Source organism: Mucilaginibacter sp. SG564, assembly GCF_013149275.1.
Lineage (GTDB): Bacteria > Bacteroidota > Bacteroidia > Sphingobacteriales > Sphingobacteriaceae > Mucilaginibacter.
In genome coordinates this window covers 389,010-401,609 of the sequence record NZ_JABGNA010000007.1, presented here as the reverse complement: position 1 = coordinate 401,609, position 12,600 = coordinate 389,010, and the positions used below count along the sequence as shown (strand labels likewise).

Annotated in this window: 11 protein-coding genes; 6 read left to right on the top strand and 5 right to left on the bottom strand. The window is 41.8% G+C overall.

Features of this window, described 5'->3' with window-relative positions:
* Window positions 1-6: 6 nt before the first annotated feature.
* Together FHW89_RS18265 and FHW89_RS18260 are read right to left on the bottom strand one after the other, a co-directional pair.
* A complete protein-coding gene (locus tag FHW89_RS18265) occupies window positions 7-408 on the bottom strand; it encodes a DUF1634 domain-containing protein (protein ID WP_253952266.1) in 402 nt (133 codons plus the stop codon).
* Between the two features lie 6 nt (window positions 409-414).
* Window positions 415-1,251 carry a sulfite exporter TauE/SafE family protein gene (locus FHW89_RS18260; RefSeq protein WP_172336543.1) on the bottom strand — a complete coding sequence of 279 codons (837 nt, stop codon included), beginning with the start codon at window positions 1,249-1,251 and terminating at the stop codon, window positions 415-417.
* A 207-nt stretch (window positions 1,252-1,458) separates the two neighbouring features.
* Between FHW89_RS18260 and FHW89_RS18255 the strand changes: the two genes are divergently transcribed.
* The 4 genes from FHW89_RS18255 (at window position 1,459) to FHW89_RS18240 (ending at window position 7,027) form a co-directional block, all read left to right on the top strand.
* Window positions 1,459-3,303: a UbiD family decarboxylase gene (locus FHW89_RS18255; protein WP_172336477.1), complete on the top strand. Its 1,845-nt coding sequence runs from the start codon at window positions 1,459-1,461 to the stop codon at window positions 3,301-3,303.
* A 148-nt stretch (window positions 3,304-3,451) separates the two neighbouring features.
* Window positions 3,452-4,147, top strand: coding sequence for a hypothetical protein (locus tag FHW89_RS18250; protein ID WP_172336476.1), 696 nt, complete (start codon window positions 3,452-3,454; stop codon window positions 4,145-4,147).
* A 147-nt stretch (window positions 4,148-4,294) separates the two neighbouring features.
* Window positions 4,295-5,674 (top strand): pitrilysin family protein, encoded by a 1,380-nt coding sequence (locus FHW89_RS18245; protein WP_172336475.1) that lies wholly within the window; start codon window positions 4,295-4,297, stop codon window positions 5,672-5,674.
* 15 nt (window positions 5,675-5,689) lie between these two features.
* The gene (locus FHW89_RS18240; RefSeq protein ID WP_172336474.1) at window positions 5,690-7,027 is read left to right on the top strand and encodes a pitrilysin family protein; all 1,338 of its coding nucleotides are present in this window, start codon (window positions 5,690-5,692) and stop codon (window positions 7,025-7,027) included.
* A 111-nt stretch (window positions 7,028-7,138) separates the two neighbouring features.
* Here FHW89_RS18240 and FHW89_RS18235 read toward each other — a convergent pair whose 3' ends face one another.
* From FHW89_RS18235 to FHW89_RS18225, 3 genes are all read right to left on the bottom strand, one after another.
* Window positions 7,139-8,224: an AI-2E family transporter gene (locus FHW89_RS18235; protein ID WP_172336473.1), complete on the bottom strand. Its 1,086-nt coding sequence runs from the start codon at window positions 8,222-8,224 to the stop codon at window positions 7,139-7,141.
* 181 nt (window positions 8,225-8,405) lie between these two features.
* Complete coding sequence (locus FHW89_RS18230) at window positions 8,406-8,987, bottom strand: hypothetical protein (RefSeq protein WP_172336472.1); 582 nt, start codon at window positions 8,985-8,987, stop codon at window positions 8,406-8,408.
* Between the two features lie 340 nt (window positions 8,988-9,327).
* Window positions 9,328-10,809: a glycine--tRNA ligase gene (locus tag FHW89_RS18225; protein WP_172336471.1), complete on the bottom strand. Its 1,482-nt coding sequence runs from the start codon at window positions 10,807-10,809 to the stop codon at window positions 9,328-9,330.
* A 118-nt stretch (window positions 10,810-10,927) separates the two neighbouring features.
* On the opposite strand from FHW89_RS18225, the gene FHW89_RS18220 reads away from it, so the two are divergent.
* Both FHW89_RS18220 and FHW89_RS18215 read left to right on the top strand, forming a co-directional pair.
* Complete coding sequence (locus FHW89_RS18220) at window positions 10,928-11,743, top strand: alpha/beta hydrolase (RefSeq protein ID WP_172336470.1); 816 nt, start codon at window positions 10,928-10,930, stop codon at window positions 11,741-11,743.
* Between the two features lie 80 nt (window positions 11,744-11,823).
* The gene (locus tag FHW89_RS18215) at window positions 11,824-12,489 is read left to right on the top strand and encodes a flavodoxin reductase (RefSeq protein ID WP_172336469.1); all 666 of its coding nucleotides are present in this window, start codon (window positions 11,824-11,826) and stop codon (window positions 12,487-12,489) included.
* Window positions 12,490-12,600: the final 111 nt, after the last annotated feature.

Here is a 12,600-nt window from a genome sequence, read left to right as displayed (position 1 = left end):
ACAATATTAACCGGCGTGGCCACTAAGCATGCTCGCCATAATAATGAGCAGAACCAGTATGGTAATGCCGATATACAGATAGTCTTTTTCGAGCACAAAGCCTATGGCCGAAAATATTACCCGGATAATAGGAGTGGCGATAAGTAGAATAATACCAGCTTGTATAATAGCTTGCCCCCTGAAGGTAATGATACCGTTTAGTATGCCATGGATATTATGTACAAAATCGGGAATGCCTTTAAATGTGTGGTAATTGGCAATAGCCTGACCGTGCCTGTAAAGATAGATGACACCACCGATGAAAATAATGCTCATAGAAAGCAACACGCCGAGCCGTAATATCCAGCCGATAACAGCCTGCATATCGGTATCTCTAAATGTTTTTTGACTCATTGGTTGCTTGTTCATTTAGTTTTATATTTTTCCGATGAATCCATTATATATCATTTGCACTGCCAAAAAGGTCACTACTACAGCAAACACCCAGCGTAACCAGCCCGATGAGTTGGTGTGAACCAATATTTTTGATCCGCTTAAAGCACCGAGTAATACACCAATAGCCACAGGCATAGACAGGCCCGGATCAATATATCCGCGCTGTAAATAAACAACAGCACTTGCCGCCGCGGTAACGCCTATCATAAAGTTACTGGTAGTGGTGGATACTTTAAATGGTATTCGCATAATGGTATCCATCGCCAAAACTTTTAATGCTCCCGAGCCTATACCCAGCAAGCCAGATATTATCCCGGCAAAACCCATCATGAAGAAGCCACCGCCTACATTTTTTACAGTGTAGTTTACAGGGCCGTTGGGTGTAGGGAAGCTGCTGTTGAGTTTTAATTTTTCGGCCAACAGGTTTTTCTCCTGATTTATTAGTTCGGCTTTTTTGCGTAAGGACATAATAGCCGATGTGATTAGGATAATGCCGAACAAAATAGCGATGAAATTGGTAGGGATATAAACCGCGATGAGGGCGCCTACCATAGCACCGGCTGTAGTGGCAATTTCCAGGAACATGCCCAGCCTGATATTGGTGATACCTTCTTTAACATAAGCCGCGGCCGAACCCGACGATGTAGCGATCACAGATACCAGTGAAGCACCGATGGCATAATGAATATCAACATGCAATACCAGGGTAAGTAATGGGATGATCACAAAACCACCGCCCAAACCGGTTAAGGAGCCTAATAAACCCGCAAAATACGAGCCGATAAACAGGATAAGCGTTAATACAATTACCGACATCATTTGCAGTCAACTTGAACTGCGAAAGTAGCAAAATTTGGTCATTTAACTCGTTGAATGAGAAAGAGATTAGGTATTAATAAAGTCTATATGATCTACAGATAAAATAACTAACAACTTAATGGCCTGACCCCTAAATACATGTCTGGAAAGTAAAAATGACCTAAGTACAAATGTCCCAATGACTAAATTTGCTACTTTCGTGCCATGGGTTACAAAAATTTACAGGCCTGTATTGCCGATTTGGAAAAAAACGGTCACCTGGTGCGTATTAAGGAGGAGGTTGATCCGTATTTGCAGATGGCTGCCATTCATTTGCGGGTATTCGAAAACCAGGGGCCGGCCATATTGTTCGAGAAAGTAAAAGGCAGCAAGTTCCCGGCGGTATCAAATTTATTCGGTACACTGGAGCGCTCCAAATTCATATTCAGGGATACGCTGGATAAGATCAAAACCCTGGTCGAGCTCAAGAACGATCCTTTAAAGGCCATCAAACACCCTTTTCAGTATACCAACGTAGCACTTACTGCTTTATCGGCCCTGCCGATGAAAAAACGCGCGGGCGCGCCTGTTAATTTCGGTCGCTGTAAAATAAGCGACATCCCGCAGATAGTGAACTGGCCTATGGACGGTGGCCCCTTTGTAACGATGCCCCAGGTATATACCGAAGATCCCGATAAACCAGGCATTATGAATGCCAACCTGGGTATGTACCGCATACAACTGGCCGGTAACGATTATATCCTGAACGAGGAGATTGGTTTGCATTACCAGATCCACAGGGGCATTGGCGTACATCAAACCAAGGCAAACGCCAAGGGACAACCTTTAAAAGTAAGTATATTTATAGGCGGTCTGCCATCGCACCCTGTAGCAGCGGTAATGCCACTGCCCGAAGGGTTATCAGAAATGACCTTTGCCGGGGCTCTTGGCAATCGTCGGTTCCGTTATTTTTATGATGATGAGGGATTCTGCATTTCATCAGATGCTGATTTTGTGATCACCGGAACGGTAATGCCCCATGATAACAAACCAGAAGGCCCTTTTGGCGACCACCTGGGCTATTACAGCCTGATACATCCATTCCCTTTGCTCAAGGTACACAATGTATATCACCGTAAAGACGCTGTGTGGTCATTTACCGTTGTTGGGCGCCCCCCGCAGGAGGATACCAGTTTCGGTGCGCTCATCCATGAGATCAGCGGGGCGGCTATTCCAAAAGAAATCCCTGGCCTGCACGCGGTTAACGCCGTTGACGCGGCGGGTGTACATCCGCTGTTGTTTGCTATCGGCAGTGAGCGCTATACACCATATATCAAGGAGCGCAAGCCGCAGGAAATATTAACCATTGCCAATCATATACTGGGCAAAAGTCAATTGAGCTTAGCCAAATACTTGTTCATTGCCGCTAAGGAAGATGATCCTGCACTAAATGTCAATCATATCGGCGCGTTTTTAAATCATATCCTGCAACGGATCGATCTTACGCGCGACCTGCATTTTTATACCCGTACCACCATAGATACGCTGGATTATAGCGGCAGTGGCTTAAACTCCGGCAGTAAAGTAGCCATCACTGTAGCGGGCGATATCAAACGTGAACTCTGGACGGAGTTGCCATCATGGTTTGATCTGCCCAAACCTGTCAATAATTATAAAATGGCTATTCCTGGTGTGCTGATGGTAGAAGTGCCCAAACATGTAAATCATCAGGATATTGATAATATCATCAGCATTATCGAATACAGGTTAAAAGAGGAGGAAGAAGAACTTAGTGGTTTGCCGCTGATCGTACTCTGTGATGATGCTGCTTTCGCAGCCGAAAACGTGAATAATTTTGTTTGGGTAACCTTTACCCGCAGCAATCCATCGCATGATATCTATGGTGTAGGTAGTTTCACCGAACACAAACACTGGGGCTGTACCGGTCCGCTTATTATTGATGCCCGTATCAAACCGCATCACGCCCCTGTGCTCGAAAAAGACCCCGAAGTTGAAAAGCTCGTTGATAAAATGGGCGAAAAGGGCGGAGCGCTGCATGGAATTATTTAAGGTTTTATGGAGCAAGGATTTTGAGAGCAAGGAATAAGGACGAAAGAAATCATGAAAATCTCATAATACTATAAATCATGGTTCCTAATAAAAGAAAAATCAACGTAATCGGCGTAATCCCCAAAATCAACGGTTAACTTTGCCACTTATGAAAAATACCCTGCTTTGCTTAGTAATTGTGCTGGCCGCTTTTGGCTGTGAAAAAAGAGATGTCCCTCATTATACCATATCAAGAGTAGTTAAAAGTGATACTGCCAGTAAGCTTACCGTTAATATCAGCACGCGTTTAAGCCAAACTGATCTGCTCAATATTGCCGCAAAAATCAAGGCGGATAGTTCGGCATTAAGTAATTTGCAGCTTTGCTACATGTTGCCGGGACACAATGATAAAAATACAGGCCCTGATAATTTTTATGCTGTTGCCAAATATCCCGCTGCTTCTGTAACCACTATGCAGGATACCCTGAAAGATGCCGACGGCACCATTGTACGCTTAAATATCAAAGGCTTATCTGCACAAGATGCCAAACATCTGCTGGAGCTCGACCCAAGAGAGATCCAGGGAAAAAACATCCTGGGAAAGTTTATCGATGATAGTAATCATACACTGATAGTGCCTTTTACCGAAGTTAACGATCCAAAAAAAGAAGTATACATCATTGAATTTGACGGCACCGGGAAAGTAGTATCAGCAACAGTACCTATGCGCGATAATAAAGATGGGATAGACAAGCTCATTGTAAGCCACCGGGGCGATTATTGTACGCTGAAGGATAGCGTTCTTACTCAATACTCTATTGATGATCTGGGTTTGGCATACAATAGTATCAAATCGGGTATTTAAGAATATTAGAGATATGCGAAAATCACTTTATTATTAACCATCTCCCTTTAACGTTAACTTTTGTTAAAAACCAGGGTTAAATATTGATAATCGTTACTTTTTATAGAATATACTAAATATATTTATAGGTATAAAATATTATAGTATATGACCCGAAACTTTACCAAAATTTTAGCACTAAGTGTTGCTGGGGTTTTTAGCGTTTGCTGCGCGATAGCGCAACCCCGATTGCCGGAAGGTTATTTCTGGAAAAAGCTTCCAAACGGACTGGAAGTTGTAGTTATTGAAAATAGCAAGGTACCGTTGGCCACCATTGAGATTGCTGTAAAAAACGGAGCCTATACCGAAGGCCCCGAGTTTAGCGGATTATCGCACCTTTTTGAACATATGTTTTTCAAGGCTAACAAAGATTATCCAAACCAGGAAGCATTTTTAAAACGTACACAGGAATTAGGCGCCATATGGAATGGTACTACCGATGTGGAACGGGTTAATTACTTCTTTACGTTTGACAGGGATAGCCTTAAAGCCGGTTTAAAATTCATGAATGCCGCTATCCGCTTTCCGATATACCGCGAAGAAGATATGAAAAAGGAACGCCCTGTTGTTGATGGTGAATTTCAACGTGCCGAGAGCGATCCGGGTTTCCAGCTTTGGTATGGTATCCAGCAAAAACTTTGGGGCGACCTGATCACCCGTAAAAACCCTATCGGGATACACGAAGTGATCAATACGGCTACGCCAGAGAAGATGATGGTGATCAAAGACAAATATTATTTCCCGAATAACAGTTTGGTAACCATTTGTGGTGATGTAAAGCATGATGCCGCATTTGCCCTGGCCGAAAGCATATTTGGCGATTGGGCCAGCAGTGGCTTCAATCCGCATGAAAAATATCCTATTCCACCGTTTAAGCCACTAACCAAAAGCGAATATTTTATCAAAGAAACCACTATCGCGCAAACACCTTACATGCAGCTTTCATGGCAGGGGCCGGCTTATTTAACCGATTCTGCTTCGACAGTTGCTGCTGATGTGTTTTCAACCATTGTAGGTTTAAACTCTTCCAAATTTCAACAATCACTGATTGATAAAGGATTGGCCAGCTCTGTTTCTTTGGGGTATACTACCAGCCGTTTTGTAGGGCCGATAGACGTTTTTGTGGTGCCAAATCCTGGTAAATTAAAAGAATGCTATGATGAGCTGCTTAATCAAATTAACCAGTGGGCCAAAGCCGATTATTTTACCGATGGTCAGTTAAATGATGCTAAAGCTATTTTATTGCGCAACAGTGTTCACCGCAAGGAGAAACCATCAACACTGGCGAGCCAATTGAGTTACCAGTGGTGCAGCACCTCGCTTGATTATTACACCGATCTGGATAATAATTACCAGAAAGTTACCCGTGCCGATATACAAAAATATATCACTACCTATATCACGGGCAAGCCTTATGCAGCAGGTATAATCATAGCACCAGAGTTAAGTAAACAACAAAATGTAGCTTCATTTTTTGTAGCTAAGTAAAATTAAAATCTTATCATGATGAAGAAATATGTATTCACCCTGTTGATTGCAGCGGCGATAGGAAATATAAAAACAGTACAGGCGCAAAATAAAGCTTACGAAACCACGGTTGATGGTGTAAAAGTAATTGTGCAGCCAAGTGGCAATGATATTGTAGAGATACAAACTATTATAAAAGGTGGCGTACAAAACTACAAAGCCGATAAAATGGGCATTGAGGCCATGGCTATGGCTGCCCTTACCGAATGCGGAACCATAAAACACGATAAAAACGCATTTAAAGATCAACTGGATAAAGTAAGCGCCACGGTTGATGGCAGCAGCAACAAAAATTACGCTACCATGCGTATGAACTGTATTAAGAGCGATTTTGATATAGTTTGGCCTTTGTATGTAGAGGCTTTAACCCAACCGCGTTTTGATGCCAAGGAGTTTGCACGTATTAAACAGGATGCGATCAACAATATTAAACAAGCTGATTCGCAGCCAGACCACGCGATTGATCAACTGGCAAATAAAATTGCATTTGCTAATCGCGATTATGCAAAAGATCCTAATGGTACTGTAGATATCGTATCTAAACTAACACCCGAAGAAACCAAGGCCTATTATCAATCTATATTAACCCGCTCCCGCCTGGTTATTGTGGTTGTAGCCGACCTGGATAAGGCAGTTATCGAGGCAAAAGTGAAGGGTATGCTTAACGGTATCAAACAGGGGCCTCCTTTTGAATTTAAAAAATCATTCTTCCGTGTTTATAAAAATTCATTTAATGCCGAATCGCGCGATCTGGCTACCAACTATGTAGAAGGTATTACCAGCGGCCCGCAATCAGGCACGCCTGATTTTGATGCATTCAATGTGGCTATGAGGATATTTGCCAATCGCCATTTCTTAGATGTACGTACCAATAATGGCTTATCATACGCCCCTCAGGCCTGGTTTAGCGTTGGACAAACATCCACAGCCCGCTTCTCGGTATCAACAACCCAACCAGATAAATATATTGCTGTGTTTGACAAACTGGTTGACAAAATTAAAACAGAAGGCTTTAAACCTGAAGAGGTTGCCAATATGAAGATTACTTATCTTACCGGTTTTTATTATAAAAACGAAACCAATAGCGCGCAGGCATTTTCTATGGCCTCTAACGAGGTGTTGTTCAATAACTGGAAACGCTCATTAACACTGGTTGATGATGTTAAAAAATTGACCACTGAGGAGGTAAGCGATGCTTTTCGCAAGTATATCAACAACATTGTTTGGGTTTACCAGGGCGATCCTAAAAAGGTGAACCAGATATTATATATCAATGGTACGCTGAACAAAGGCGATAACCCAGTCAGTCATTAATATTGTTAAAGTAAAATAAAAGGTTAAAAGGATTGGTTTTGCACCATCCCTTTTAACCTTTTTTGTTTTGAGAATCGCCCATACAACGGGAAAAATTTATTTATCCGGGAATCAGTTTTTTTTCTTTTGCCCCCATATTGCTCCTTTGTAACGGGTAGGTACGGTATCGCCTAAGAGCTTACCCCAGGGTTTAAGTTCTTCAATACGGTCAAAAATAATTTTTATTACGGCTATGAATGGTATGGCCAGGAACATTCCTGATAATCCCCACAACATATTGCCTAAAAGTACCACAATGATGGATATGAGTGCATTGATCTGTACTTTTGAGGATACGATACGTGGCACCAGTATATTATTGTCGATAAACTGGATAACCAGGTAAGCTATAATAACTCCTAACTGAGTTGTGTAACCGTCTTTAGTAACTGTAGCCATGAGCACGGGCAGGGCAATAGCTATAATGCCGCCGATGTAAGGTAACAGGTTTAATATAGCCCCTATAACACCAATCAGGATACCGTATTTTACACCTAATAATACCAACGCTGTTGAATTAAGGATAGCTACCAAAATCATCTCGATTAATAAACCCTGAATATAGCTTTGTATGGCCGTTTTGGTTTCTTTTAAAACCTCGCTTACTTGTTTTGAGTTCTCTTCTGAAAATACTTCAAAAACGAAATTAAGGATAAGCGTTTTGTAGAAAAGGGTTAAAAAAACATATACCGGTATCACAAATACTAACCCGAATACACCCAGTACCGAGCCGAGTGTATGGCCTACCATCGCCTGGCTATTATTTATGGCATCTTTGATCATTAGGTCTTGCTTTTGAACAGAGAGGTTAAAGGTGGTGGCAATCCACGCCTTAAACGTAGTGAACAACTCCCCAAACTTTTGCTTGAGCATGGGCAATGAATCACCGAATTGTATGATCTGGGTTGATAGAAAATAGAATAGCGCCACTAATAGGATAGCGCCAATTAACATAACAATTATAATAGAAAATATTTTGGGAACTTTATGCTCCATTAACCAATTGCAAACAGGGTTAAGCAGGATAGCAATAAAAGCAGCGAATGCCAACGGTATCAATACATCTGCCAGTTGTGAAAAAGTATATACCAATAAAATAAGCCCAAACAGGGTAACGGTATTTTTTAAATAGAATGGATATTCTTTTACAGCAGGCATAATTAAGCAGGGGTGAAGTTTGGTTAAAAAGATAAGGAATAGTAGCTTGAATTGTTTTAACCCTACGATGTCAAACTAATAGAATAATGCGAAACACGTTCTGGGTTGTAAATTACAATAGTGTCATTAAAACAAAAATGCCCGATATTTAGCGGGCATTTTTGTTTCGAGACAGATAAATCTATTTTACGTCTCTTTTAACTTTGTTCAGGGTGCTTTGTCCTGGTAAGTATATCTGGAAACCAAAATCTAAAGTTAGTTTGTTTTGATAGCCTAAGCTGCCAAAGCCAGCTGTACCGTTGTATTTCAGCAAGGTTTCTAAACCGATACTTGGCGTAATGAAATAAGCAAAGCCTGGGCCGAAGCTAAAGTCCAGGCCATTGGTTGAGCCACCCGGGCCGCTTGGATTGAAACCGCCAAGACCAACAGTAGCTTCACCAAAAAAGCGACCGTGTTTTAATACCTCAACATCCGATCCGGTATAGTAACGGCCTAATGCACCTATGCCATATCCAACATCTGTACCGGCTCCTTTGGCTGTAGCCAAATTTAATTTAGCATAAGCACCCAAGGCTACGTTATCTTTAATAAACCATGCGGCTTTGGGTGTAAGATCCATGGTGAAATTTTTAGAGCCATTTAAACCCAGGGAAAGGTTGCCGATATCGCCCCCCATTAAAACATTCCCTTTCTGTATTTGCGCGCTCGCTGTGAAGCCGAAGTCGATAAATGCCAATACGGCTAATAATGTAAACTTTTTCATAGTGCTGTTTTTTAAGTTTTTAACTTTAAATTTATTTTAATAAGAAATTATTAACAATAGCTGTGCCATTGGAAATATTTAATGATAAAAACACACCGAGTTAGATTGAAATATATTGATAATAAAGATGTTATATGATAGTTTGGCCTCTTAATAGTTGAGTGTATTTACTTTAATATGTATATTAATAAACATCGTTATGTATGTTAATAGATATACATTTATTAAATAAAGGAAGCGTATGGTTATGATAATTCGCCTGGTTTAGGAGTGGTTGATAAACAACAAAGCCCGCTTAAATAGCGGGCTTTGTTGTTTATTTGGGTAGATATAGAATATCTTATTTCAATAAGTTTCTCCAGCTAACCAGGTCGCCAATGATCTTGTCGAGCTGGTCGGCGGGTACGCGTTCCTGTTGCATGCTGTCGCGGTGGCGGATGGTTACGGTGTTATCTTCCAGTGTCTGGTGATCTACCGTGATACAGAAAGGTGTACCAATGGCATCCTGGCGGCGATAACGTTTACCAATGGCATCCTTCTCCTCGTATTGTATGTTGAAGTCGATCTTCAGTTTATCCATGATCTCGCGTGCTTTTTCGGGCAAACCATCTTTTTTGGTCAGCGGGAAAATAGCGGCTTTAACCGGCGCCAGGCAAGGGTGCAGGTGCAATACAGTACGGCTATCTTGTTTTTCCTCGGTGCTCAGATCTTCTTCTTCGTAAGCGTTGATCATGGTCAGCAGGAACATCCTATCTAAACCAATAGAAGTTTCAATTACGTAAGGTACATAGTTACCGAATGGTTTGCCTGTTTCAGGATCAACCTCAGGATCAAAATACTGTAGTTTTTTACCGGAGAATTTTTCATGCTGGCTTAAATCATAGTTGGTACGACTATGAATCCCTTCTACTTCTTTAAATCCGAATGGGAATTCAAATTCGATGTCAAAAGCAGCGTCGGCATAAAAAGCCAGTTTTGCATGCTCATGATAACGGTATTTAGCGGCATCAGTGCCCAGGGCCAGGTGCCATTTCAGGCGTGTTTCTTTCCACTGGTTAAACCATTCTTTTTGAGTGCCGGGGCGTACAAAAAACTGCATTTCCATTTGCTCAAACTCACGCATTCGGATGATGAACTGGCGGGCTATCACCTCGTTACGGAAGGCCTTACCAATCTGTGCTATGCCGAACGGGATTTTCATCCTGCCTGATTTTTGCACATTCAGGTAGTTTACAAATATACCCTGAGCAGTTTCAGGACGCAGATAGATCTGGTCGGCATCATCGGCAACGGCGCCCATCTGGGTACTGAACATCAGGTTAAACTGACGAACATCGGTCCAGTTACGGGTACCACTTACCGGGCAGGCGATCTCATGCTCAATGATCAGTTCTTTTAAACGTGGCAGGTCCTCGTTTTTCAAGGCCTCGTCCATATCGTGCTGCAATTGCTCGGCTTTGTCTGTTTTACCGTCTTTATCGTAGCGATCAATCTTGTCTTCTAACAATTGATCGGCACGGTAGCGTTTTTTAGAGTCTTTATTATCGATCATCGGATCGCTGAAACCATCAACGTGCCCGCTGGCTTTCCATATTTTGGGGTGCATAAATATGGCCGAATCAATACCCACAATGTTATCATTCATCTGCACCATGGCTTTCCACCAGTAGGTTTTGATGTTGTTCTTCAACTCGGCGCCAAACTGGCCGTAATCATAAACGGCACTCAGACCATCATAAATCTCGCTTGAAGGGAAAACAAAGCCATACTCTTTGGCATGCGATATAACATTTTTAAAAAGTTCGTCGGTTGATTTGCTCATAATAGCTGCAAAGATACAATTTAGGAGGAAAGGTTAAAGGGGAAAGGTTAAAGGTGTAAAATGCAGTTTTTTGACTGATCTTTTTAACTTTACGATATTCATCCACCCTCATAAAACAATGAAACATTGCTGTCTGATCTTGCTGTTATTTGTCTCCTTTGCGCTCAAAGCCCAGGAATCAGGCAGTAAACCTTTTATACTGGGCGAGATCAAAGAGATCAATTCGGCACAGCTTTCCGAAAAGCGTATCCTGAACATCTACCTGCCGGAGGGATACCGGAAAGACGACACCCTGCATTACCCTGTTATTTATCTGCTTGATGGCTCGGCCAATGAAGATTTTATCCATATAAGCGGCCTGGTGCAGTTTTTGAATATGGCCAAAATGATGCCTAAAGTAATCATTGTAGGCATTGCCAATATAGACAGGAAGAAAGATTTTACTTTCCCGACAACAAATGCCAAGGAAAAAAGGGATTTCCCCACAACCGGTAGTTCGGGTAAATTTATAGCGTTTATAGAAAAAGAATTGCAACCTTTTATTGATAAAACCTATAAAACTAATTCGTCCAGAATTATTATCGGACAATCTTTTGGTGGGCTACTGGCTACAGAGATTGTGTTAAAGAAATCCTATCTGTTTACTAAATATATTATTGTAAGTCCGAGTTTATGGTGGGATGATGAATCGTTGTTAAATAAAGCTCCAGGATTGCTGGCCAAACAACTTGATCATCCTGTAACGGTGTATGTTGCCGTAGGTGACGAAGGAAAACAGATGGGAAACGATGCTGATAACCTGGCAAAAACATTGCAGGCCGCCGGAAAAAAGGATTGGAAAGTGATATTCGCCCCCTTTCCCGACGAAAATCATTTGACCATTTTGCACAATAGCGCTTACAAAGGTTTAAAAATGCTTTTTTCAAAACCCTGATCTTACGATCTATATGTGCTTAGCTAAAACTAAATGAGTGTTATTTTGATTATATTATAACCAATTAATTGACCGCAGCTATGGAACAAATTGTAAGAATACTGGATATTCATAACGTTACCCACAACGTAAAACAGTTTATAGTAGAAAAGCCTGACGGGTTTACCTTTACCCCCGGACAGGCTACCGAACTATCTATCAATCAACCACAATGGGAGGGGCAGCGAAATCCGTTTACATTCACCTGTCTTACCGATGAGCATTACCTGGAGTTCACCATTAAAATATATAGTGACCATCCCGGCGTTACTAACCATTTAGGCGAACTGCAGGTGGGCGACGAGCTGATACTGCGCGAAGCCTGGGGGGCTATAGCGTATAAAGGTCCGGGATATTTTATAGCAGGTGGCGCGGGTATTACCCCGTTTATTGCCATATTAAGACAGCTTTATAAAGAGGGTAAGCTGGAGGATAACATCCTGTTCTTTTCTAACAAAACCGATGATGATATTATTTTGGCTGACGAATTAAAAACGATGCTTGGTGAAAATGCCCGGTTTACTACAACCCAGCAAAAGGACGGTAAAAACGACCACCGCCGTATTGACGGGGAGTTTTTGAAAGCCGAGGTGAAAGATTTTAACAAACACTTTTATGTTTGCGGTCCCGACCCGATGGTTGCTGAAATAACCGAAACATTAACAAAACTGGGCGCGAACGCTGATGCCATTGTTTTTGAAAAGTAAGGAGATACTGCCTTCCTGAGTAATAAGAAAAGTAGGTGTCATGGTGAGCCCCGCCAAAGCATGGTGGGCAGGCCTCTGCATGCGAGTCTTCGACAAGCTCAGACTGACAGG